Origin of the sequence: Croceitalea sp. MTPC6 (assembly GCF_036985525.1) — a bacterium.
In the GTDB taxonomy this organism is placed as follows: Bacteria; Bacteroidota; Bacteroidia; order Flavobacteriales; family Flavobacteriaceae; genus Croceitalea.
In genome coordinates this window covers 283,385-307,766 of record NZ_BTGR01000002.1, presented here as the reverse complement: position 1 = coordinate 307,766, position 24,382 = coordinate 283,385, and the positions used below count along the sequence as shown (strand labels likewise).

The window sequence follows — 24,382 nt, the reverse complement described above, 5'->3', positions numbered from 1 at the left end:
GTTATCTATTAAAAGTTAAACGTTTTGCGTGCTTTTTGTTTGAAAGTTTTCCATTTTCATAAGCAAGATGTCCATTTATAAAAGTACGCTTAACGGAACTATCAAAAGTAATACCTTCAAAAGGTGACCATCCGCATTTATAGAAAATATTAGCTTTTTTAACTTCCCATTTGGAGTTTAAGTTAACCTCAACTAAATCAGCGCAAAAACCTTCTTTTACATAACCTCGCTTTTCAATATCAAAAAGCTTTGCAGGGTTATGGCACATCTTTTCAACTATTCTTTCAATAGAAATCTTTCCCTCTGCATGTTTTTGTAACATAGCTGGCAAAGCGTGCTGCACTAGAGGTCCTCCGGATGGGGCTTTTGTATATGGATTTTCTTTCTCAGACAATAAATGTGGAGCATGATCAGTGGCAATAACGTCTATCCTATCATCCAATAAAGCATCCCAAAGTGTATCTCTGTCATTAGCAGTTTTAACTGCTGGATTCCATTTGATCAAGGTTCCTTTGTCTTTATAATCAGTATCACTGAACCAAAGATGGTGGATACAAACCTCAGCAGTAATCTTTTTATCTTCTAGGGGAATATCATTCGTGAACAAATGGGTCTCTTTGCCAGTTGATAGATGAAAAACATGTAATCTAGCACCAGTTTTTTTAGCAAGTGCTATTGCCTTTGAGGAAGATAAATAGCAGGCCTCTTCGCTTCGGATTATAGGATGGTATTCAACAGGAATGTCATCTCCATATTCAGCTTGATATTTGGCTAAATTTTTTCTAATTGTACCTTCGTCCTCACAATGGGTAGAAATTACCAATTCCGTATTTAAAAATATCTGTTCCAATACTTTTTCATCATCAACAAGCATATTTCCAGTTGAAGAACCCAAAAACAGCTTTACCCCAGAACAACTTTTAGGGTCCAATCTTTTAAGTTCTTCAAGATTATCGTTAGTTCCTCCAAATAAAAAGGAATAATTCGCAAAGGAAGATTTAGAGGCCAAGGCAAACTTTTCTTCCAGCTTTTCAATGGTAGTAGTTTGCGGATTAGTATTAGGCTGTTCCATAAAAGTTGTTATACCACCAGCTATAGCGGCTCTACTTTCACTCTCGATATCTCCTTTGCGTGTTAAACCAGGTTCGCGAAAATGTACTTGGTCATCTATTATTCCTGGTAAAACATAATTCCCGAAAACATCAATGGTTTTTGCGTTTCCATCAGAAATATCAGCATCTATTTTCTCGATGAAATCATCTTTAAGGAGAATATCTGTTTCAAAGGTTTTACCTTCATTTACAACTTTAGCGTTTTTGATCAGCATTCTTCTCATTACTTAAAGCTGTTTTTATTGAACATACTTCTAAATTTCATTCCAATTACCCCAAAAATGGCTTCTTTTATAATTGACGAATTCATTTTTGATTCCCCATTTACCCTATCAGTGAATATTATGGAAACCTCCTCTATTTTAAACTTCTTCAAGTAGGCCCTATATTTCATTTCAATCTGAAACGCGTATCCTATAAAACGTACTGCGTCCAAATCAATAGCTTCTAAAACCTTTCTTTTGTAACAAATAAAGCCAGCGGTTGGATCATGTACTCGCATCCCAGTAATTAGCTTCACGTAGAAAGATGCTCCATAGGACAATAAAATTCTGTACAATGGCCAATTTACTACATTTACCCCTTTCTTGTAGCGTGATCCAATAGCTACATCTGCTCCGTTTACACATGCCCTATGCAACCTAGATAAGTCACTTGGTTTATGCGAAAAATCCGCATCCATCTCAAAAATATAGTCGTAGTTGTTTTGGAGTGCCCATTTAAAACCATGGATATAAGCAGTCCCCAACCCGGATTTTTCTTTTCTTACTTCTAAAAATAACCGATTTGTAAACTCTTCTTGAAGTTGCTTAACATTATCAGCTGTACCATCTGGTGAATTATCATCAACCACCAAAACATGAAAATCCTTTTTAAGGTCAAAAACCGTTCTAACGATGGCCTCTATATTTTCAATTTCGTTATATGTAGGTATGATAACTAGTCCGTCAGCCACTGAATTTTAATTAGAGAGTAAAAATAGTGTTTTTTATCAGCCTAATTTCTAAGATCCATTTTTTAGATTAAGGTTCTAAAATCCTATCTGCCCATTATTCGTAACTTTGTTATCGGTAAAATTTATTCAATGAAACAAAAGTTTCCTAGGCTTTTTTTATACCTGCTGGGGGCATTATTTCTGCTCAACTTATTCCAAAGTTTTTTTACCGAACTCATTTATGATGAAGCTTATTATTGGTACTATGCCCAAAATTTAGATTGGGGTTATTTTGACCATCCTCCCATGGTTGCTTTTTTAATAAAATTGAGCAGTTTCTTTTTTGATGGTGAATTGGGTGTGCGTCTAATGAGCTGTGTATTAGGTGTTGGCACCGCATGTATATTATGGGCCATTATTGATAATGGTAGAAAAAAGGATTATATAGTCCACTTCTTTTTACTTCTTTTTGCTTTGCCTTTGTTGAATGTCTATGGTTTTTTCACCTTGCCAGATACCCCTCTCTTATTTTTCACGGCACTTTTTTTGTTGGTCTACAAACACTTTTTAAACTCGCCTTCCATTAGGAATACCATACTTCTAGGTTTAACAATGGCTTGTTTAATGTACAGTAAATACCATGCTGTTTTGGTCATTTTTTTTGTACTCCTATCCAATTTAAAGCTCTTAAAAAACAAACATGCTTGGTTAGCCGTAATAGTTTCTTTGCTGGCCTATTTACCACATTTTTTATGGCTATACGAAAATGATTTTGTTACCATAAAATACCACCTGTTCGAACGCCCAAATCAACCCTATAGTTTTGAAGGTTTTACACTGGGTTACTTACTAAACCTTATCGTTAATTTTGGCTTGTTGTTTCCTTTTGCCTATTGGGCACTTTTTAAGAAAAAAGCAAGTACTAAGTTTGACAAGGCATTGCTATACCTAAGCTATGGGATTATCCTGTTCTTTTTCTTATCAAGCTTTCAGCGAAGAACACAGACCCAATGGGTAATTGTGATTTGCATTCCAATGATTTTGTTAACCTACGAATATTTATTAAATCAAGCTAAAAGTAGAAAATGGATGTATCGTTTAGGTATTGTTAGTTTTTTCTTATTAATTTTTGGAAGAATAGGACTTGCATATGAGCCTCTTTTCCCTGTTGTTTTTGAAACCCATGGAAATAAGGAATGGGTGAACAAAGTAAAATCTGAAGTTGGTGATATGCCTATTGTTTTTGAGAATAGTTATCGCAGATCTCCCATGTACCAGTTTTACTCTGGAGGCATTACAACATTTTCGTTAAACAATGTTCATTACCGCCAAAATCAATATACCATTGACAACTCCGAAGAAGCAGTACAAGGAAAAAAGATAGCTTACATTTCTCTTTACATGAATAAGGGTGATTTTGAGTATCAGGATATTAAAGGTGGAGAATTTAAAGGCATTTATATTGATGAATTTGAGTCTTTCAGAAAGCTACAGTGTTATACCGACAATGAGCCTATTAAACTATCTGCCAAGGACATGGTTTTAAAGGTCTATAATCCATATGATATTGACATCTCCTTAGAAAAACTCAAGTTTAGGGTAGGATATCTTAACTCTTACAAACAATTAAAGGAAACTTTAGCTATCAAATACCAACCTTTGGAGGCGCATACCAAAGCTTTAAATGCAAAAGACACAACTAAATTTAAATTTAGCTTGCCCAATTCTAATTTGGAAGATTTAAAGTATTTAAAATTCTCTATTTCTGAAAATGGATTACAGCCTGGAATTAATAGCGAAACCTATAAAGTAGAGCGATAATGGAGGTGATTTACAGAAATATTGATTCTCTGGATTGGGTAACCGTATTAATCTTTTTGAGCCTCTTTTTATTGACTTTGGGGAAGTACCTATTTAAAGGGATGTTTTCTAACTTCATTATTTTACCCTTTAACAACAAGTATATTTCCCAACACAATAAAAAAGGAAAACTTCTAAATTGGTTTCATTTATTACTTACCCTTTTTCAACTTATTAATTTTTCCCTTTTTATTTTTTTGGCCTCAAACGTATTGTGGTCCAAAACTACAAACACCTATCCTGTTGCATTTGTAATCATTTTAGGAATATTATTAATTTACCTACTGGTCAAGATAGGTCTTCAGTTGGCAAATGGTTTTGTGTTTAATTCCAATGAATTGGTATCCGAAATAATCTTCAATAAAATTTCTTACTTTAACTATAGTAGCTTTGTGGCCTTTATTGCAAACGTTATTTTAACTTACATTTCAATAGAATCAAAAGCTGTAGTTTATGTAAGTTTTTCTTGTATTCTTTTCATAAATGGCATTGGTATGGTTAATGCACTGAGAAACCATCAAAAGTTAATTTCAATCAATCTTTTCTATTTTATTTTGTACCTTTGCGCACTCGAAATTGCACCCTTAGTGATTATCGGAAGCTATCTAAACGATTGATTCTTATGAAAGTAAAAACAATTTTGGTTTCTCAACCAGAACCTAAAATGGACAACTCTCCATACTCACGTTTGATTGAAAAAGAGAAAGTAAAGGTAGATTTTAGACCTTTTATACATGTAGAAGGAGTAAATGCAAAAATTGTAAGGGAACAAAAAATAGACCTTAACGATTTTACCGCTATAATCTTAACTAGCAGGAATGCAGTAGACCATTTTTTTAGAATTGCCGAAGAAATGCGTTTTAAGGTTCCAGATTCCATGAAATATTTTTGCCAATCTGAAGCTGTAGCATATTATTTACAGAAGTATGTGGTATACAGAAAACGTAAAATTTATGTTGGTAAAAGGCAGTTTAATGATCTTACCCCTATGTTTAAGAAATATAAGGATGAGAAGTTCTTATTGCCGTCTTCAGATAGTTTAAAACCATTAGTTCCAAAAACACTTGACGATTTAAATCTAGATTGGAAACGTGGTGTTTTTTATAAAACAGTTATCAGCGATCTTTCGGACTTAAAAGAAGTTTACTATGATGTTCTAGTATTCTTTAGCCCATCGGGGATTGAGTCTCTTTTAAAGAACTTCCCAGATTTTGAGCAAAATGATACTCGCATCGCTGTCTTTGGTAATAGTACTGTTAAAGCGGCTACAGAAGCAGGTCTTAGATGCGACATAAAAGCACCAACACCTGAAACGCCATCCATGACTATGGCACTTCAAAAATATATTACGAGTGTAAATAAATAACTCACTGTTAACTCAATAAAGAAAGCCTCGTTATTCACGAGGCTTTTTTATTTCTTAATATGCATATCGCTGTGGTCCACCACGCCTTATCTCTTCATTAGCGTGAGCTTCAAATTTTTTAAAGTTTTCTCTAAAAGCATTGGATAGCTTAAAAGCAGTATCATAATATGCCTTATCGTCGTTCCAAGTAGCTCTTGGACTTAAAACTTTAGTAGGCACGCCAGGGCACTCACGCGGTTGGGCAACTCCAAAAACGGAATGGATGTGGTAGTGGTCATAATTGTACAAGCCTAACTCACCACTCATAGCAGCACTGATCATTGCTCTTGTATATTTTAACTTCATTCGTGTCCCAACTCCATAAGGACCTCCAGTCCATCCAGTGTTTACCAACCACACATCTACACCTGACTCTAACATCTTTTTACTGAGCATTTCTGCATATTTAGCAGGGTGCAAAGGCATAAATGGTGCTCCAAAACAAGCTGAAAATGACGGTTGTGGCTCTACCACACCTGCTTCTGTACCAGCTACTTTAGCAGTATAACCAGAAATAAAATGATACGCCGCTTGTGCTGGCGTAAGTTTAGATATAGGAGGAAGTACGCCAAAAGCATCAGCAGTTAAAAAGAATATATTCTTGACATTCTTTCCAATAGAAGGTTCTTGTATATTGTCAATATGATATATGGGATAACTCACCCTTGTGTTCTGTGTTATGGAAGTGTTCTCAAAATCTACATCTCCAGATTCATTTAAAATCACATTCTCTAGAATGGCTCCTTTCTTGATTGCACCATAAATTTCAGGCTCATTTTCTTTAGAGAGATTAATGACTTTTGCATAGCAACCCCCTTCAAAATTGAAAACTGTATTTTCAGCTGTCCAGCCGTGTTCATCATCACCTATCAATTTTCTATTTGGATCTGTAGAAAGTGTAGTTTTACCTGTTCCTGACAAACCAAAGAAAATTGCAGTATCACCATCTTCTCCAACATTTGCAGAACAGTGCATTGGCAGCGTGTTCTTAAATACCGGCAAAATAAAATTTAAAGCAGAAAATATTCCTTTTTTAATTTCACCTGTATAACCAGTACCTCCAATTAAAGCTATTTTCTTTGAAAAATTTAGAATAGCGAAATTGTGCTGCCTTGTTCCATCAACAGCAGCATCTGCCATAAAACCAGGGGCATTGATAACTGTCCATTCCGGCTCAAAATTTTCTAGCTCAGCATCAGTTGGTCTTAAGAACATGTTATAGGCAAACATGTTGGACCAAGGATATTCATTTATAACTCTAATGTTTAAACGATAAGCATCGTCCGCACAGGCATAGGCATCACGGACAAATAATTCCTTTTCGTTCAAATAAGCAATGACCTTTTTATGCAATGCATCAAACTTATGACTATCAAAAGGAATATTGATATTGCCCCACCAAACTTTATCCTCAGTGATTTCATCCTTTACAATAAAGCGGTCCATGGGCGACCTACCAGTAAACTCTCCGGTATTGACCGCAATAGCTCCAAGTGAAGATTCCACGCCCATACCTTTTTCAATGGTAATTTCATGGAGTTCATCTGAACTTAGTTGGTAATGGATGTTTGATTGAGTGATTCCATTTTCGGTTAACGAAATCGTTTTCGTAGCTGAGGCAGAAGTTGCCATAAATAATTGTTTTTTAGTTAATGCAAAGCTAAAAAAATATTACCCTAACACCTTCAAAATAATGACCAATTACATCATTTTTTGGTTAAAACGGAAAATATCAAGTAACCCCATGCAACTATTAGTAAAGTGCCCCCAATAGGAGTGATAAAACCAATTTTCTTAAAATCAAATGAAGTTAGAACATTTGTTGCGAGAAGATAAATAGACCCCGAAAATAATAGTACCCCAGTGACTACCAAGTAAAAAACAATGTTTTTTGTCCCACCAGCAATATTAGGAAGCATGCTTAAAAGTATTAAAAACAGGGCATGGTACATTTGGTATTTAACCCCAGTTTCAAAAGTATTGATTTCTTCTGGTCCAACAACTCGTTTTAAACCGTGTGCTCCAAAAGCACCTAGTAAAACAGCAAATAGCCCCAATAGTAATCCAGTAATTAAAATTGTTTTGTTCATAACTCAAATAGCTTAATTCCTTAAAAATATAACAATTTGATACCTTAGCATTCGTTATACACAAAGGTAAGTGAATCTTATGTCTCGAAAAATTTTGGTCCTTGGTGCTGGTAAATCTACCTCCTATCTGCTTGATTATTTTTTGGAAAAGTCGGACTCTGAAAAATTAAATTTAACAATTGGAGATCTTTATCCAGATAACATTTCCAATCAAATTAAAAATCATCCAAATTGTAATGTAGTTACCTTGGACATTTTTAATGATGAGGCGCGCAAGAAAGAAGTTTCCAATGCATCTATAGTAGTTTCTATGCTTCCGCCCCGCTTACACATAAAAGTTGCAAAAGATTGCATTACATATGCAAAGCATTTGGTTACTGCCTCTTACATCAGTGAAGAAATAATGAAGTTAGATGATAAAGCCAAAGAACTGGGCCTCATTTTTATGAATGAAATTGGCCTAGATCCAGGTATTGATCATATGAGTGCTATGGAAGTATTAGATAGTATTAGAGAAAAAGGTGGTAAAATGTTACTCTTTGAATCTTTTACGGGAGGTCTCTTAGCCCCTGAGAGTGACAATAACCTATGGAACTATAAATTTACCTGGAACCCAAGAAATGTTGTGGTTGCTGGGCAGGGCGGAACTGCAAAATTTATCCAAGAAGGCACCTATAAGTATATCCCTTACCACAAACTTTTTAGAAGAACCGAGTTTTTGGATGTGGAAAATTATGGTAGGTTCGAGGCCTACGCAAATCGAGATTCTTTAAAATATAGAGAGGCATATGGACTCGAAAAAGTATTGACACTTTATCGAGGTACCATGAGACGAATTGGATTTTCTAAGGCGTGGAATATGTTAGTACAGCTTGGTATGACAGATGACAGCTATACCATAAAAAATTCTAAGGGCATGTCTTACCGCGATTTTACCAATCTTTTTCTTCCTTATTCCCCTACTGATTCCATTGAATTAAAACTTAGACACTATTTAAAGATTGACCAAGATGATATCATGTGGGGCAAGCTGGTTGAACTCAATATTTTTGATAAAGAGAAAACCATTTCAATAGCCAATGCCACCCCAGCACAAGCGCTACAAGAAATTCTTGAGGAAAGCTGGACCTTGGAAAGTGATGAAAAGGATATGATTGTAATGTACCATAAGTTTGGATATGAACTTAATGGAGAAAAAAAGCAGATAGATGCCAACATGGTAGTTATTGGGGAGAGCCAGACCCATACTGCCATGGCAAAAACTGTTGGCTTACCAGTGGCCATTGCCACCTTAAATATTCTTAATAAAAAAATCACCACTCCCGGAGTACAAATTCCGATCAGTAAAGAGGTTTATGAACCTATTTTGGAAGAACTCAAAGAATATGGTATCCATTTTAAGGAGTATCATGTTCCCTATTTGGGTTACAATCCAGACTCAGTCTCTAGTTAACAAATTAAAACCATTTCAATATCTTTGGATTTCTAATTTGAAGTGTTAAAATGAAATCATCTAACGATTTGGTAAAGATTGATGGTATTGACAAAAAAATACTTAGGTATTTAATGGAAGATGCCCGTAGGCCCATTCTAGAAATTGCCAGGAATATTGGGATTTCTGGTGCAGCAATTCATCAAAGACTTCGAAAATTAGAAGCATCAGGGCTTTTATCAGGTTCAAAATTTGTCATTAATCCAAAAGTCTTAGGATATACCACCATGGCTTATATTGGCATTTTTTTGGACAAAGCCATGTCCAATCCCAGAGCGGTTAAAGAACTCCAAAAAATTCCTGAAGTATTGGAATGCCATTACACTACTGGAAATTGGTCCATTCTCATAAAAGTGCTTTGTAAGGACAACGAACATTTAATGCATATCCTGAACAAGGAAATACAACAGATTGAGGGAGTCTCAAGAACAGAAACCTTTATTTCCTTGGCACAACAGATTGATAGGCAAATTACAATCTGACGACAAAGCAATTGATGTTCCATACCACAAAGTTCTTTGTAAGCTTCATACTAGCCTGCTTTCTTTTAAGTTCGTTTGTATATGGACAAAACCAGCCAAGCATCGGCACGTATAATCAGCAGCTGGAATTAAGGCATGATAATGACTTTTTTTTACTCACAGACCGTTATTACTCTTCAGGTTTGTTCTTGACTTATAGAAAATCACTTTCAAGAGGTATTTTTCAAAATGATGGGGAGCAGTTAGATTTCACCATAGGTCAAGAAGTCTACACGCCTTCTCAAACCCAATCAACAAATACTGCTGTTTTTGACAGACCTTATGCCGGTTTTTCAGGTTTAAATGTATCCTGGTCTTTTGCTAAACAAAATGAACTTTTTAAAGCAAGTTTTTTAGTTGGTATTGCTGGGTTAAATTCAGGAGCTGGTGGTTTTCAGCGCTGGTACCACAGAGCGATTGCAATTTCTGATTCCCCTTTATGGGTAGCCGAAGTGAATGATAGTTTTCACCTTAACGCATACTTTAGCTATGTTAAAGAATGGGAAGTGGCGACAGGACCTTTTGGGGTGCGTTTTGCTTTAAAGCCCAATTTAGCTTTGGGTTCTCGAGATATTTATACGGAACCAGAGACAATTTTCTTTTTTGGGAGAAGAAACGAGCTAGGTAAAAGCATTGCATACAATAGATTGGGATCTACTGATAGAGAAATCTATTTTGCACTTAGGGCCAGTTACCGTAATGTGTTCTACAATGGTTTGATTGAAGGAAATCTATTTGGAGATAACTCACCTGTCCTAAAAGAACCAACCAATGGTGTTTGGCGATTTGGGTTCGATTTTTACCATCGCTTCCAGCGAAATGATTATAAGTTCGGGATTCGTTATAATTCTTCTGAAACAGAGCAATCCAAAAAACACAAGTATATAATGCTTTCTTATGGGTTAAGCTTTTAATCAAACACCACGCTTTCTGCTATTTTTCTGTTAGATTCTAAATCAGACTTCACACTATCTAATTTCATTTGAATAGTTTTCATTGGGATTTTACCTAACGGTAATCGCAAAGAATTACTTTTTTCATTGACCGTTTTTAAAATAGCCTTGGCCGCTTTTACAGGATCTCCTTCTTGCTTACCATGAACACCTTTTAGCTTAGATTTAAACACCCCTGAAGTTTCCGCATAATCATATATTACCTTTTTAGCTTCCTGAAGTCCTTTAGAAGCAAATTCTGTCCTAAATGGTCCAGGTTCAACTATAGTTACCTTAATCCCAAGCGGAGCAACTTCTTGAGCCAAGGCTTCGCTAAAACCTTCTAAAGCAAACTTGCTGGCATTATAAATACCAAATCCTGCAAACGCCTTGACTCCACCATGTGATGAAATCTGGACTATGTGACCATTAGCCTGTTCGCGCATTTTAGGTAAAATCAATCGGGTAAGTTTTAGCACAGCAAAAAAGTTCGCTTCAAAAACATACCGTGTCTCCTTCATACTGGCTTCTTCTATTGCCCCAATAAATCCAACCCCTGCATTATTTATTAATACATCAATCTTTGGGATTTCAGCTATTCTTTTTTCCATGCTATCATAATCGGTTATATCTAAAAGAATCGCTTTCCCCTTTTCTCTATTCTTTTCATTAAAAGCATCTACCTGTTTGCTATCACGTAAAGTCCCAATAACAAAATCACCATTTCCCATAACCTCTTCAGCTAAAGCTTTGCCCAATCCACTAGAGATTCCTGTAATAAACCAAACTCTACTTTTCATATTTAAAATTTTAATAGTTTGAATTGTTCTCCTTTTAAAAAATATAACCCCACTACAAACAATAGCGTAGGTAACAACCATATCCCGTTGCCTATAAAATCATGGCCAATATGAAAAGCCACTATATTAAAAACAACAGGGGCTAGAAGGAGCATTCCGAATTTCTTAGCTTTTGGAACCAATAAAAGCACTCCTCCAACAATCTCAGTTATTGCCACAACAATAAACAGATAGCTTGTAAACATCATTCCAAGAAATTTTTGAGCGGTTTCATCTTTTGGAGGTTCAACTGGGATGAAACCAAAAAATTTATTCAGCCCAAAAACTACCATCAAAAGCCCCAATAGCCAAAACACCACATTTTGAATTTTAAATATCATTTTCTTTTGTTTTAAGATTACGATACAAAATTGCGGTACAAAAGGACGATAAAAAATGAAGTGAATTATGAAATCTAGTTGAATTAGATTAAGATTTCGTAACTATTTTTTTTCGAATCTTACTTAAAAACTCTGGGGTGAACCCTAGATATGAAGCGATTACTTTTTGAGGAACTCTTTGAACCATGGAAGGATATCTTTTTTCCAATTCTAAAAAACGTTCCTCGGCACTAAGGCTTAAATTAGACAGTGCACGTTTTCTGGAAAAGGCAAATGCTCGTTCCGTGGATATTCTAAAATACTCGCTCAATGCGTGTATTTCTTTACAAAGAGGTTCAATTTTATCGTAAGTAGTTCTAAGAATCAATGAATCTTCTAAAGCCTCTACGAATAGCGTAGCTGGTGTTTGGGTAATATAACTGTAAAAATCACTTACAAACCAATCATCCATAGCGATCTGAACGGTATGTTCTTTCCCGTCATCATCTAAATAGTACGATTGAAAGACACCTTTGACCACGTAATTACGATAATTACTTACAAATCCAGGTTGGTCAATAAATTGTCTCTTCTTTATTTTTTGTCTTTCAAAAACAGAAGCTATTCTTTCCTTTTCACCATCGGTAAGAAAAACATATCGTTCTATATTTTCGAATAAGCCTTGAAGTTCATTCATCTGATTAAAAATAAAAACCTGCTTAAAATTTTCTTCAAGCAGGTTTAATTCATTTATTCCTATTCTAGGGAAAAAGGAATAATTCTAATCTCTTCCTCCAAATACTTGAAGTCCCCAATATACAAGAGTCGCCAACGAGCCAATAGCAGCGGCCAAATACGTTCTAGCAGCCCACTTTAAGGCATCTTCAGAACCTTTATATTCTTGCTGTGTTACTATGTTTTTCTGTTTTAACCATTTTAAAGCACGGTTACTTGCATCATACTCTACCGGAAGCGTCACAAAACTAAATAAAGTCGCAAAGCCCATCATTACCAATCCGGCAACCGCAACCCAATAACCCAAACCTATTCCAGCAGCAGCACCTAGTGCCAAACCTCCAAAAACTACCCAAGTAGACATTCCAGAAGTAACGCTTACAACAGGAACCAATTTAGAACGCATTCCCAACCATTCATACGCCTGAGCATGTTGCACTGCATGGCCTACCTCATGGGCAGCAACTGCAGCAGCAGCGGCATTACGCTGATTGTAAACTCCTTCACTAAGATTTACCGTTTTATTTTTAGGATTGTAATGATCAGTAAGCATTCCTCCTGTAGAAACGACTTTCACATCCCTAATTCCATGGTCATCCAACATTTTCTGAGCAATTTCGGCACCACTCATTCCATTTTGCAAATGCACTTTGGAATAGTGCTTAAATTTACTTTTTAACCTACTGCTCACTATCCAGCTGACAAGTGCTATAGCACCTATCAATATATAATATCCCATCATAATTTTATCTTTTAATACTTTAAATATACCAACAATAAAGCAAAAACCCCGCCATTTGTCCTGAGTTAGCATTTCAGGACATGACGAGGTCTGTATACTGACAAAATGTTAGTTACACCAGCACTGGGGCGTCCCAGTTAAAAGCTTCTGATATTTGTTTGTAAACCACTTTACCTTCAATAATATTTAATCCTTTTTGTAGTGCTTTATCGCTTCCGCAGGCATGTTGCCATCCTTGATTGGCCAATTTAAGCACATACGGTAGGGTCACATTTGTTAATGCCACCGTTGAAGTATAGGGTACCGCTCCGGGCATATTTGCAACACAATAATGTACCACATCATCAATAATATAAACAGGGTCTTCATGCGTTGTAGCTTTTGTGGTCTCAACACATCCACCTTGATCTACCGCAACATCCACTATTACAGTTCCTGGTCGCATTTCCTTGAGCATATCTTTAGTAATTAGGTTGGGGGCTTTTGCACCTTTTAAAAGTACTCCACCAATAATTAAATCATGGGTTTTAATGTGCCTTCTAATACTATATTCGTTTGAAAAGTCAGTTACAACATGAGGAGGCATAACATCATTTACATAACGCAAACGCTTCATGTTCACATCCATAATAGTAACGTGTGCTCCCAATCCCGCTGCCATTTTTGCAGCTTGGATCCCCACTGTTCCTGCTCCGAGCACCAAAACTTTACCAGGAGCAACCCCTGGCACACCACCCAAAAGCACACCTCTCCCCTTGGCAGGTTTTTCTAAATATTTTGCCCCTTGCTGAATTGCCATTCTACCAGCAACCTCAGACATTGGAGTTAACAATGGTAATGTGCCTTCATCATCTTCTACAGTTTCATAAGCAATACAAATTCCTTTTTGCTTGATCATAGCTTTTGTAAGTGGCTCACTTGAGGCAAAATGAAAGTAGGTAAACACTATTTGTCCTTCTTGAATTAAATCATATTCTTCTGCTATTGGTTCTTTAACCTTAACAATCATCTCACTCATAGCATAGACTTGGCCAATAGTGTCTAAAATTGTAGCGCCAACCTCTTGATAATCTTTATTGAAAAAACCACTTCCTTCACCAGCACCAGATTGTACATAAACAATATGGTTATTCTTTACCAATTCAAAAACTCCCGCTGGAGTCATCCCAACACGACTTTCATTGTTCTTAATTTCTTTGGGTACACCTACAATCATTTTATATATCTATTGATTAATGATTCAAAAATGGTTTAAATAAGTGACTACAGGAAGAAAAAATCGATAAAATGCATGTATTTTATCATAAAAAACATATTTAGTCGATTTATACCTTTATTTTTATAGGGTTAATTTTCATAATAGTTAATTTATTTTATAATAACCCCTAAAATATTAGGAGTTATTTATTAAAATTTTATTTTTATGATTATGATTAGCAAGGCAAGTAAGCTAGTAATTATATTTGCAATAATCACACTTAAACTGTTGATTGCAATACCATAAATTAACCAAAGTACTGTTCCAGTAAAAAAGGCCACATACATGGTCATGGAAATATCTTTAGTAGACTTGTACTTCCATGCTTTATAGACTTGTGGCACAAAAGAAGATGTGGTCAAAGCAGCTGCAATTAGCCCTAAAATTTCAATAGATTCCATTTGGGTTCATTTTATCATACTGAGCTTGTCGAAGTATGAGAATTAGATATAAAAACGCTTCGACAAGCTCAGCTTGACACTTTGTATCAACCCACAATATTTACAATCTTTCCAGGCACTACAATCACTTTCTTTGGAGTACGACCTTGCAACTGCGCTTGAGTCTTTTCGTGTGCCATTACTGCAGCTTCAATCTCATCTTTTCCTAAATCCAAAGGTAATTCCATAGTAAAACGCATTTTTCCATTAAAAGAAATAGGATACTCCTTACTACTCTCCACTAAGTGAGAAGCATCAAACTTTGGAAAAGGCGCCTCAGAAATTGACGTTGTATGACCTAATTTCTCCCATAGCTCTTCTGCAATATGCGGCGCGTATGGCGAAACCAAAATAGCCAAGGGTTCTAGAATAGCTTTGCTCTTACATTTTTGAGCCGTTAACTCATTTACACATATCATAAATGTGGAGACCGAAGTATTAAAACTAAAGTTCTCGATATCTTCTTCTACCTTTTTAATGGTTTTGTGAAGTGTTTTAAAAGCCTCCCCCGACCTCTCCGAAGGAGGGGTGTCTGTTACGTGAAATGCATTGTTAGGGCCTGTATGGTATAATCGCCATAATTTTTTAAGGAAACTATGTACACCTGTAATACCTGCCGTGTTCCAAGGTTTGGATTGCTCTAAAGGACCCAAAAACATTTCATACAAACGCAAAGAATCTGCCCCATAATCATCACAAATAGCATCTGGATTTACCACATTATACTTGGATTTGGACATTTTTTCTACTTCGCGACCAACCTTAAATTTTCCTTCTGTTCTGAATAAATCGCTAGAGTAAATATCATCCTCATACCAATTAGTAAATTCAGCTTCAATAATTTCATTTTTAAGGTTTACATAATCAACTGGAACATGTCTTTTCCAAGCTGTAAAAGTGATTTTATCTACGTCAAAACCTCTATTTTCAAAAACTTCTTTAACGTAATCCGAATTAAATACTTCCTTCAAATTATATAATTCACCATTTACAGCGTCATATAGTTTCTTGCTTTTAATTAAATCCCAAGAAACAATTCTTTTTTGAAGCATATCATTAAAAAGAGAATCAAATATCCTATCTCTTTCTTCCATTTCATCAGAAGAAATATTGTCCGGGTATTTATAATAACCTCTATTAATAACCCTGATAAAGGCACTTTCACCTGTAATCATGCCCTGGTTAATCAGCTTTTTAGCAAACTCATCTTTTGGAGCTATTCCCTTATCAAACAAGAACTTTTGCCAAAAACGAGCATATAATAGGTGTCCTGTAGCATGCTCACTACCGCCAATATACAAATCCACATCTTCCCAATAGTTAATAGCTTCTCTGGAGTAAATAGCTTCATCATTTTTTGGGTCCATGTAGCGGTTAAAATACTGTGAGCTACCCGCCCAACCTGGCATGGTATTCAATTCTAATTGGAATACAGTTTTGTTATCAATCAACTGATTACTGACAACTGAACACTGTTCACTATCCCACGCCCAATCGGTTGCATTCCCTAATGGCGGTTCACCAGTTTCGGTAGGCAGGTATTTTTCAACCTCTGGCAATTCTATGGGCAAATGTTCATCTGCAATCATCTGCGGCATGCCATCTACATCATAATATACTGGAAAAGGCTCTCCCCAATAGCGCTGGCGGCTGAAAACCGCATCACGTAGACGGTAATTGATTTTACCTTGTCCTTGCCCTAGTTGTTCCAACTCATAAATAGCACGTTTGACCGCTTTTTTATAGGGCAAACCATTTAAAAAATCAGAATTGGCAATAACAGTATTTCCTTTATCAGCAAAAGCTTCTTCAGAAATGTCCACACTCTCAAAAATGTTGGGGATATCTATTCCAAAATGCTTTGCAAAATCGTAATCACGTTGGTCACCACAAGGAACGGACATTACAGCACCTGTTCCATAACCTGCCAATACGTAATCACCAATCCAAATAGGAACTGGCTCTTTAGTGAACGGATGCTCCGCATAGGAACCCGTAAAAGTTCCGGAAATGGTTTTTACGTCTGCCATACGGTCACGCTCAGAGCGTTTTGCGGTAGCTTCAATATAAGCATCAACCTCAGCTTTTTGTTCTGCAGTAGTGATTTTAGCTACCAATTCATGCTCTGGGGCCAAGGTCATAAAGGAAACCCCAAAAATAGTATCTGGGCGAGTGGTAAAAACAGATATTCTGAACTCTGAACTCTGGACTCTGAACTCTACTTCGGCTCCCTCTGAGCGACCTATCCAATTGGTTTGTGAATCTTTAAGCGGTTGTGGCCAATCTATAGTGTCCAATCCATCCAATAAACGTTGGGCATATGCCGTAATGCGCATCATCCATTGCGTCATCTTTTTACGAATAACCGGATGACCTCCACGTTCTGAAACTCCGTTTACAATTTCATCATTTGCCAATACGGTTCCCAAAGCAGGGCACCAGTTCACCTCTGCGTCCGCTAAATACGTCAACCTATATTTTAACAGTACTTGCTGCCTTTCTTTGTTAGAAAAGCCCTTCCAGTCTTTTGCTGAAAATTCGTTTACATCATCATCACAGGCAGCATTTACCTTAGTATTTCCTTCTTTTTCAAAAATGGAAATCAAACTTTCGATTGCCTCCGCTTTATCCGTTTCTTTGTTGTACCAAGAATTGAACAGTTGGATAAAAATCCACTGCGTCCACTTATAGTAAGATGGGTTCGAAGTACGGACTTCTCGGCTCCAATCAAAAGAGAAACCAAGCCTATCCAATTGTTCCCGATATCTGTTGATGTTGGTCTCCGTAGTAATCGCTGGATGTTGCCCCGTTTGTATCGCATACTGTTCTGCTGGTAAACCAAAAGAGTCGTATCCCATTGGATGCAACACGTTAAAACCTTTGTGTTTTTTATATCTAGCATAAATATCGCCAGCTATATATCCCAACGGATGCCCTACATGCAATCCCGCTCCAGATGGGTAAGGAAACATTGAGAGGGTATAAAATTTAGGCTTATCAGAATCATTTTCGGCTTTAAACGTTTCGTTTTTAGCCCAATACTCTTGCCATTTCTTTTCGATTTGCTGAAAATCGTAATCCATGTACTTTCTTCTTTTCTAAAGCGCAAAAATAGGGGTAATCCCTTTAAAACCGATTTACTTTTCTATTTTTACACATCGATTTTTAGTCTATGGCCCAATATATTGAACGCTATCAAAAAAGACGCCTAATTTCCTCCTACTTTTCGGTGGTACTGAGCATTGCTTTAGTTCTTTTTTTACTGGGAATTTTAGGAATGTTGGTATTAAACACCAAAAAACTAGGTGACCATTTTAAAGAACAGATTACAATTTCAGTCTTTTTAAAGGATAACGCCAAACCTGTTGAAATAGACCAACTGCAAAAAAGCCTTGCTATGGCTGATTACACAAAATCAGCAGTTTATGTTTCCAAAGAAGATGCTGCAGAACAATACAGTGAGGATATTGGAGAGAATTTTCAGGAGTTTTTAGGGTACAATCCACTAAAGAATTCAGTAGATGTTAATCTAAAAGCAGACTTTGTTTCTCCAGAACAAGTCACAGAAATTGCAGAAACCCTATCAGCCAAAACTTATGTGGATGAAGTAAGTTACGACAAGCCTTTAATTTCTCTATTGAATGATAATGTGAAAAGAATAAGTCTTTGGATTCTAGTTGCATGTGCCGTTTTTACCGTCATTGCAGTTCTTCTAATCAATAGTTCTATCCGTTTGTCTATCTATTCCAAGCGTTTTATAATCAAAACCATGCAGATGGTTGGGGCTACAAAACGATTTATTCGCAAGCCCTTTATTGCCACAAATATTAAACTTGGGCTTTTTGGTGCACTCATCGCTTTACTAGCTTTGGCAGTTGTATTGTATTATGTAAATAACAACTTTCCAGAGTTAAATCTTTTTCAAGACATCACTGTTTTGTTGATTCTGTTTTTAAGCATTCTTGGCTTAGGTATCTTAATATCTTACTTAAGCACCTATTTTGCTACGCAACGTTTTTTGAATTTGCGAACGGACGACCTTTATTACTAAATTTGCGGTATGAGTAAAAAGAACAAAGAAGTTCAAAAGCCAAAATCAGAATTCATTTTTCAAAAGAAGAATTATATTTTTCTTTTTATCGGGTTGGGATTAATTGCCTTAGGTTTTATTCTTATGGCTGGCGGTGGTAGTGATGACCCAAATGTATTTAATCCAAAAATCTATAGTTTTAGAAGAATCCGTTTGGCACCTACTCTTATACTTATAGGATTGGGCATACAGATATATGCCATCTTATTGAACCCTCACAAAAAGAAAGATTAGTTTGGAAATTATTGACGCTATTATTCTTGGAATCATCCAAGGGTTAACCGAGTTTTTACCTGTATCCTCCAGCGGACATTTAGAATTGGGCAAAGCTATTTTAGGTGATGATTCTATTCCAGAAGAAAGTCTGCTTTTTACCGTAGTGCTTCATTTTGCCACGGCTTTGAGTACCATTGTGGTGTTTCGAAAGGATGTACTGGACATTTTTAAAGGATTGTTCCAATTTAAATGGAACGAAGAGGCCAAGTTTGCCTTAAAAATTATTATTTCCATGATTCCAGCAGCGATAGTTGGTTTTTTCTTGGAAGACTTTATGGAGGTTTTCTTTGATGGTGCCATCATCATTGTAGGTATTATGCTTATTGTTACCGCAATTCTTTTATACTTAGCAGATATGGCTAAAACAACTGAAAAAGATGTTTCTTTTAGAAGTGCATTTGTGATTGGTTTAGCTCAAGCTGTTGCCATGCTACCAGGTATTTCTAGAAGTGGAGCAACCATTTCAACTTCTGTTTTACTGGGAATAGATAAAACCAAATCCGCGCGGTTTTCCTTTTTAATGGTAGTCCCATTGATTTTTGGAAAAGTGGCGAAAGATATTTTAGGAGGCGAAATCAATTTTGAAAGTACCCAAATGGCCGCCATGGGAGCAGGGTTTGCCGCTGCTTTTATTGCCGGACTGTTTGCATGTACTTGGATGATCCAACTAGTAAAGAAAAGTAAATTGAGCTATTTTGCTATTTACTGTTTAGTAGTAGGATTGATAGCCATCGTCTGGAGTATTTGGGGATAAGCTATTTAAATTTTGAACTTATGAGCATTGGCATTTGGCAAACTTTTATTCTGATTTTATTTATGCTATGCATAGTCGCGCTTGTATTGCTTGTAATATACCTAGTAAGGAAACTGAAAAAATAAGTTTAAGGATAATTAGCAGCTAAATTCATTGATTACCAAAGAAGATTTTCTTAATGGTCAAATTCTATTGATTGACAAACCTTTAAATTGGACCTCTTTCCAAGCGGTAAATTCTTTAAAGTGGGCTATCAGAAAAAAGTTTGACCTAAAAAAAATTAAGATTGGCCATGCTGGCACACTAGACCCTTTGGCTACTGGGCTTTTAATTGTGTGTACTGGAAAATTTACCAAACGCATTCCTGAACTTCAAGGTCAACAAAAAGAATATACTGGCACCATTACTCTAGGTGCAACCACAACTTCCTATGATTTAGAAACTAAGGTTGATAAAATCTATCCAACTGACCACCTAACCGAAGAATTGATAAAAGATACCACATCCAGATTTTTAGGAAAAATAGAACAAGTCCCGCCTATTTTTTCAGCTTTAAAAAAGGGTGGTAAACGTTTGTATGAATTTGCTCGCGAGGGTAAAACTGTGGAAATAAAGCCAAGACAAATTGAAATATTTGAGTTTGAAGTCACGAAAATTCAACTTCCCAATGTTCATTTCAAGGTAAACTGTAGCAAAGGAACATACATACGTTCACTTGCTCACGATTTTGGCAAAGCATTGAATTCTGGCGGACACCTTTCTGAGTTGAGAAGAACCAAAATAGGTGACTACAACGTAAATAAGGCTACAAGTCCTGATGATTTTAAGGAAAAAATGCTGTAATTGTTACTGATTGGTATTATTTGCTTTAACCATCTAGATGAAATATTTTTATAAAAAATCGGTTATAGTAACACCATGAACCTGAATAGAAAGCAGTTATCGTTTTTAATTACCATTTTTTCAATGGCAATTGTGGTTTTACTATTGTACAGTATTCGTTTAGGTGCAAAGCAGGAAGATGAATATGTGATAGAAATGAGTCTTGCTGATGAGGATATCGTTGAACTCTTGGAAAAGGAAGTGGAACGGTTGGAAGAGATGGCCTCTAAAGCAGACCCAATTAAAAGTCATATGGCATTTAACCAAACTGCCAAACCAAGTGTAGGAAGCCCAGAACCATTGAAAACCTTACAAGAGTTAATGGAAGAAAGAGCGATGAACGAATCTCCCAACGATATGCCGACTTCTGATACTGGTTATGCAGCTAATCTAAAAGAACTGGCAAAACAGCGTGAAGAGAAAAAGAAACAGTTAGGGGAAAAAGAAGCACAAAAAAAAGAGTTTACCAATAACCTTGCTGAGAAGCGAACCTCAATTTCTTATTCTTTGGTGGATAGAAATGCCTACAGTTTACCACCACCTATATATACCTGCATAAAAGGAGGTAAAGTGGTAATCAATATTGAGGTGGATGCCAATGGGTACGTAACTGAAACCAGTTTTAATGAAAAAAGCTCCACTACAAGTAATGGCTGCTTAGTAGATAATGCAATGGCTTATGCCGAAAAAGCATATTTTAATTCTTCAAGTATTACTTCTCAAAAAGGTACAATTACCTATTTATTCCAAGGGAAGTAATCTAACAATATCTTCCAAAATATTCTGACCCTTATCCTTATTATACCAAACTTGTAAGTCTTGTTTAAATTCTGGGCTTAGCTTGCCGTGCTCAACTTTATAAGCTTCAACCATTTTTGTAGCTATACTTGGTCTTGGTCCCCAATCTGCAATAACCTCATCCTTAATTTGATCTAGGATAATCAGTTTTGGAATGGACATCGCATCATTGGTCAAAAATTGATTCATTAAGTCCAAATTCTCATCTCTCAATACGATTCGCAACTCTATATTTGGGTTAAGCTCAGCTATTTTATTCATAACTGGCAAACTTGGTGAAGCATCACCACACCAGCTTTCAGTCAAAACTAAAAAAGTCAGTTTTCTATCTAAACTTACAATCCTTTCTTGGAACTCAACAGGGATTTTTAAGGTTTTATCCCAACGGTTCATACGTCTATCATTCAGCTGGGTGTATTCTATTAAAGCCTTAGATTGGGTTTCTCCAGTAGTTTTCCCATCTATTGCAAGTTCATATACTTTATCTCTATAAATTCCATATGATACTCCCCTGGATAAGCTATCATTTATAATATCGATTGTATTTCTATCTTGAACTGTATTCATGTTTTCCTTTCTAATATTCCATTTGTAGGTATTCTTAGAAAAAACTTACAATGATCGCTTTTTAATCATTCCTCCTCGTGTATCGTTAATACGATGCATTACCACAAAGGCTTTGGGGTCTATTTTTGAGATTTCAGTATTTAATCTACGGATTTCCAATCGCGTGATGACTGTGAAGATAACATCCATTTCTGTTTGATTACCATGCTTACCAAAACCGCCACTGCCTTTATAAATAGTTAGTCCACGACCCATTTTTTCTGTAATCATTTGACGGATTTCTTCATTGTATTTTGAGATAATAGTAACCCCGGTATACTCTTCAATTCCCTCAATCACAAAATCCAAAGTTTTAGAAGCAGCCAAATAGGTGAGCATAGAATATAATGCAGTTTCTACCGAAAGGAAATACGCAGCTGCAAGAAAAACAAGAATATTTATTAAAATTATAATGTCGCCAATGGTTGTGCCCAACCTTCGACTCAAAAAAATTGCCAATACTTCCGTGCCATCTAAAACACTACCTCCTCGTATGGAGAGCCCTATTCCCGCACCCAAAAAGAAACCACCAAAAACAGCCACCAATAATTTGTCTTGGGTTACTTCAGGAAAGTGAACAAAGGCAATTACCAAAGCAAGCCCTAAAATTGCTATAGTGGTTTTAATGGCAAATAGTTTTCCTATGACTCTATAGGCCATAATCATAAAAGGAAAATTGACCAGTATAATTAGAACATATAGAGGAAGTGCGGAGGTATTTGCGACCAGAAGCGAAATCCCTGTAGCACCACCATCTATAAAACTATTGGGGAGCAAAAAACTCTCTAATCCAAAAGCAGCTGTGAATATGCCCAAGACGATAAAAAAAGTATCTTTTAGTAAAGACTTGGCAGTAAAGGTTGTGCTACTATTCAATTTGATATGTATTATATTGAAATTATAAATTTTGAGGGTTGACCGCTAAACTCTTGAAGAGGTTTGCCTTAGTCTTAAAGAATTTATTCTGAACTTCATTTTGTTTTAGTTCAGCATCAATCAACTTGCTTTCTCGAGAGTTTATAAGGAACAAAGAGCTTTCTCCAAAACTAAATTTACGTTCTTCTGCAGACAGTAAAGTATTATAATCCATTACGATTCCATCTATTAATTCATTTTGTAAAACGTAAGAATCCAATTCCCTATAAATGGCCAATACTTTATTTTGAATCTCTACCTGTGCATTATCCCGCTCAAACTGTGCATCCTGTAACTTAAACTTGGCCAGCTTTAAAGCTCCACGTTCTTTTCTTAAAAATAGTGGAAATCTAAAGCTAAGACCACCTTTATACTGCTGCGTTTCAAAAGAGCGTATTTGGTCAGGGGTTTCGGTTAAAAAATTATACTCCACATCAATTTTAGGTAGTAGCCTATTAGCTTTTAATCTTTTATCAACAGTAAGCCCATCAATTTTAAAATTTAGAGACCTAAGTTTTGGGTGATTCTCTAAAGTGAAGCTATCTAGGGGTTTCCCCATTATTTCCAAAGTAATGTCAATATCTTCTGCTACGTTCAAATCTGGAATTACATTGTTCTGCAACTCAACCGGCACATCGTTTATCCATAGAAAATTGGATAGCTCTAACGATTTTTTCATCAGTTTTACTTTGGCTTGTTCCAAACTTAAAGCCCTGTTTTGCATTGCAATTTTTGCCTCCACCGTATCAATTGCTGCAATCTGACCTACCAACGCACTGCTTTTAACACCCTCAAAACGTATCTGGGCATTCCTTAAAAAATCTCGAAATATTTCAGCATCATTATATGCCTGGACCCAATCAAAATAGGCCAAAGAAGCATTATATAAAACTTCATTTACCAGTAAATCTTGGTCAGCTTTTGCTTGCTCTCTAAAAAACTTGGCCTTTCTTAAGGTAGCCATGCGTTCATTGATCCAAAAACCTTGGCCTAAAGACATCGAAACTCCAGCACTGTATAGCCCATCTTCCGGTAAAAACTCCGCTGGGTTAATAAACTGACCTTCATTTTGCTCAAAATTACCTTTCAGCTCTATTCCAAAATACGTTGGGATTTTAAATGTGGCATTCAACCTATCCCAATACTCCGTTTCCTTAAACTCTTTTCTGTCATAATCCACTTCAATTTTTGGGTCAAAGCCTCCTCTTGCTTTCATTAAATTGGCTTGCCCCATAGAGATAGTTAGTTGCGCTTGTTTTGCGATGGGGTGGTATTTCTTAACATAACCCAAATACTCATTGAACTTGAGCATTAAAGTATCTTGCTGCGCAGATAGAGCACAACTAACCAATAGGAATAAGAGCAAGGAATATTTTTTCAT

The 24,382-nt window shown here is 36.1% G+C and carries 25 protein-coding genes; 11 read left to right on the top strand and 14 right to left on the bottom strand.

Annotated features, from left to right (window positions below; all coding sequences use genetic code 11):
* Position 1 precedes the first annotated feature (1 nt).
* Together AACP56_RS05850 and AACP56_RS05845 are read right to left on the bottom strand one after the other, a co-directional pair.
* Positions 2–1,336, bottom strand: a complete 1,335-nt coding sequence (locus AACP56_RS05850) for a dihydroorotase (protein ID WP_339336786.1) — start codon at positions 1,334–1,336, stop codon at positions 2–4.
* Positions 1,336–2,067: a polyprenol monophosphomannose synthase gene (locus AACP56_RS05845; RefSeq protein WP_339336784.1), complete on the bottom strand. Its 732-nt coding sequence runs from the start codon at positions 2,065–2,067 to the stop codon at positions 1,336–1,338. Before AACP56_RS05845 ends, AACP56_RS05850 begins: the two co-directional genes overlap by 1 nt.
* A gap of 129 nt (positions 2,068–2,196) precedes the next feature.
* Here AACP56_RS05845 and AACP56_RS05840 point away from each other — a divergent pair, with 129 nt between their 5' ends.
* From AACP56_RS05840 to AACP56_RS05830, 3 genes are read left to right on the top strand one after another with little or no spacing between them, the layout of a single operon-like run.
* A complete protein-coding gene (locus tag AACP56_RS05840; RefSeq protein ID WP_339336782.1) occupies positions 2,197–3,867 on the top strand; it encodes an ArnT family glycosyltransferase in 1,671 nt (556 codons plus the stop codon).
* Positions 3,867–4,523, top strand: coding sequence for a DUF4271 domain-containing protein (locus AACP56_RS05835; protein ID WP_339336780.1), 657 nt, complete (start codon positions 3,867–3,869; stop codon positions 4,521–4,523). Before AACP56_RS05840 ends, AACP56_RS05835 begins: the two co-directional genes overlap by 1 nt.
* A gap of 5 nt (positions 4,524–4,528) precedes the next feature.
* Complete coding sequence (locus AACP56_RS05830) at positions 4,529–5,272, top strand: uroporphyrinogen-III synthase (RefSeq protein WP_339336778.1); 744 nt, start codon at positions 4,529–4,531, stop codon at positions 5,270–5,272.
* Positions 5,273–5,326: 54 nt separating this feature from the next.
* On the opposite strand, the gene pckA is transcribed toward AACP56_RS05830, so the two are convergent.
* Both pckA and AACP56_RS05820 read right to left on the bottom strand, forming a co-directional pair.
* Positions 5,327–6,943 carry a phosphoenolpyruvate carboxykinase (ATP) gene (gene pckA, locus AACP56_RS05825; protein WP_339336776.1) on the bottom strand — a complete coding sequence of 539 codons (1,617 nt, stop codon included), beginning with the start codon at positions 6,941–6,943 and terminating at the stop codon, positions 5,327–5,329.
* A 74-nt stretch (positions 6,944–7,017) separates the two neighbouring features.
* Positions 7,018–7,401 carry a DUF423 domain-containing protein gene (locus tag AACP56_RS05820; protein ID WP_339336774.1) on the bottom strand — a complete coding sequence of 128 codons (384 nt, stop codon included), beginning with the start codon at positions 7,399–7,401 and terminating at the stop codon, positions 7,018–7,020.
* Between the two features lie 79 nt (positions 7,402–7,480).
* On the opposite strand from AACP56_RS05820, the gene AACP56_RS05815 reads away from it, so the two are divergent.
* Genes AACP56_RS05815 through AACP56_RS05805 form a run of 3 tightly spaced genes read left to right on the top strand, consistent with a single transcriptional unit; the run spans position 7,481 to position 10,328 of the window.
* Positions 7,481–8,854 carry a saccharopine dehydrogenase family protein gene (locus AACP56_RS05815; protein ID WP_339336772.1) on the top strand — a complete coding sequence of 458 codons (1,374 nt, stop codon included), beginning with the start codon at positions 7,481–7,483 and terminating at the stop codon, positions 8,852–8,854.
* Between the two features lie 50 nt (positions 8,855–8,904).
* On the top strand, positions 8,905–9,375 hold the full coding sequence (locus AACP56_RS05810; RefSeq protein WP_339336769.1) for an Lrp/AsnC ligand binding domain-containing protein: 471 nt from the start codon (positions 8,905–8,907) through the stop codon (positions 9,373–9,375).
* Between the two features lie 14 nt (positions 9,376–9,389).
* Positions 9,390–10,328: a lipid A-modifier LpxR family protein gene (locus tag AACP56_RS05805; RefSeq protein ID WP_339336767.1), complete on the top strand. Its 939-nt coding sequence runs from the start codon at positions 9,390–9,392 to the stop codon at positions 10,326–10,328.
* Here AACP56_RS05805 and AACP56_RS05800 read toward each other — a convergent pair.
* The 7 genes from AACP56_RS05800 to AACP56_RS05770 form a co-directional block, all read right to left on the bottom strand.
* Positions 10,325–11,146 (bottom strand): oxidoreductase, encoded by an 822-nt coding sequence (locus AACP56_RS05800; protein WP_339336764.1) that lies wholly within the window; start codon positions 11,144–11,146, stop codon positions 10,325–10,327. The two genes, AACP56_RS05805 and AACP56_RS05800, sit on opposite strands and share 4 nt — an antisense overlap.
* A 2-nt stretch (positions 11,147–11,148) precedes the next feature.
* Entirely contained in the window at positions 11,149–11,526 is a 378-nt protein-coding gene (locus tag AACP56_RS05795) for a DoxX family membrane protein (RefSeq protein WP_339336762.1), read from the bottom strand.
* Between the two features lie 88 nt (positions 11,527–11,614).
* A complete protein-coding gene (locus AACP56_RS05790) occupies positions 11,615–12,202 on the bottom strand; it encodes a Crp/Fnr family transcriptional regulator (RefSeq protein WP_339336760.1) in 588 nt (195 codons plus the stop codon).
* A gap of 84 nt (positions 12,203–12,286) precedes the next feature.
* Positions 12,287–12,982 carry a zinc metallopeptidase gene (locus AACP56_RS05785; RefSeq protein ID WP_339336758.1) on the bottom strand — a complete coding sequence of 232 codons (696 nt, stop codon included), beginning with the start codon at positions 12,980–12,982 and terminating at the stop codon, positions 12,287–12,289.
* Positions 12,983–13,094: 112 nt separating this feature from the next.
* Positions 13,095–14,198 carry an alanine dehydrogenase gene (gene ald, locus AACP56_RS05780; RefSeq protein ID WP_339336756.1) on the bottom strand — a complete coding sequence of 368 codons (1,104 nt, stop codon included), beginning with the start codon at positions 14,196–14,198 and terminating at the stop codon, positions 13,095–13,097.
* Between the two features lie 191 nt (positions 14,199–14,389).
* Positions 14,390–14,641 carry a SemiSWEET family sugar transporter gene (locus AACP56_RS05775; RefSeq protein WP_339336754.1) on the bottom strand — a complete coding sequence of 84 codons (252 nt, stop codon included), beginning with the start codon at positions 14,639–14,641 and terminating at the stop codon, positions 14,390–14,392.
* 86 nt (positions 14,642–14,727) lie between these two features.
* Entirely contained in the window at positions 14,728–17,763 is a 3,036-nt protein-coding gene (locus AACP56_RS05770) for a leucine--tRNA ligase (RefSeq protein ID WP_339336751.1), read from the bottom strand.
* Between the two features lie 89 nt (positions 17,764–17,852).
* Between AACP56_RS05770 and AACP56_RS05765 the strand changes: the two genes are divergently transcribed.
* The 5 genes from AACP56_RS05765 (at position 17,853) to AACP56_RS05745 (ending at position 21,441) form a co-directional block, all read left to right on the top strand.
* Positions 17,853–18,731 carry a cell division protein FtsX gene (locus AACP56_RS05765; RefSeq protein ID WP_339336748.1) on the top strand — a complete coding sequence of 293 codons (879 nt, stop codon included), beginning with the start codon at positions 17,853–17,855 and terminating at the stop codon, positions 18,729–18,731.
* Between the two features lie 9 nt (positions 18,732–18,740).
* Complete coding sequence (locus AACP56_RS05760; protein WP_339336746.1) at positions 18,741–19,004, top strand: DUF3098 domain-containing protein; 264 nt, start codon at positions 18,741–18,743, stop codon at positions 19,002–19,004.
* A gap of 1 nt (position 19,005) precedes the next feature.
* Positions 19,006–19,800 (top strand): undecaprenyl-diphosphate phosphatase, encoded by a 795-nt coding sequence (locus AACP56_RS05755; RefSeq protein WP_339336744.1) that lies wholly within the window; start codon positions 19,006–19,008, stop codon positions 19,798–19,800.
* 153 nt (positions 19,801–19,953) lie between these two features.
* Positions 19,954–20,643 (top strand): tRNA pseudouridine(55) synthase TruB, encoded by a 690-nt coding sequence (gene truB, locus AACP56_RS05750; protein ID WP_339336742.1) that lies wholly within the window; start codon positions 19,954–19,956, stop codon positions 20,641–20,643.
* 75 nt (positions 20,644–20,718) lie between these two features.
* Positions 20,719–21,441, top strand: coding sequence for a hypothetical protein (locus AACP56_RS05745; RefSeq protein WP_339336740.1), 723 nt, complete (start codon positions 20,719–20,721; stop codon positions 21,439–21,441).
* Here the strand turns inward: AACP56_RS05745 and AACP56_RS05740 are convergent.
* From AACP56_RS05740 to AACP56_RS05730, 3 genes are read right to left on the bottom strand one after another with little or no spacing between them, the layout of a single operon-like run.
* Complete coding sequence (locus AACP56_RS05740; protein WP_339336738.1) at positions 21,424–22,047, bottom strand: thioredoxin family protein; 624 nt, start codon at positions 22,045–22,047, stop codon at positions 21,424–21,426. The genes AACP56_RS05745 and AACP56_RS05740 overlap by 18 nt on opposite strands.
* A 45-nt stretch (positions 22,048–22,092) precedes the next feature.
* Complete coding sequence (locus tag AACP56_RS05735; protein WP_339336736.1) at positions 22,093–22,962, bottom strand: YitT family protein; 870 nt, start codon at positions 22,960–22,962, stop codon at positions 22,093–22,095.
* Positions 22,963–22,984: 22 nt separating this feature from the next.
* Positions 22,985–24,382 (bottom strand): TolC family protein, encoded by a 1,398-nt coding sequence (locus AACP56_RS05730; protein ID WP_339336734.1) that lies wholly within the window; start codon positions 24,380–24,382, stop codon positions 22,985–22,987.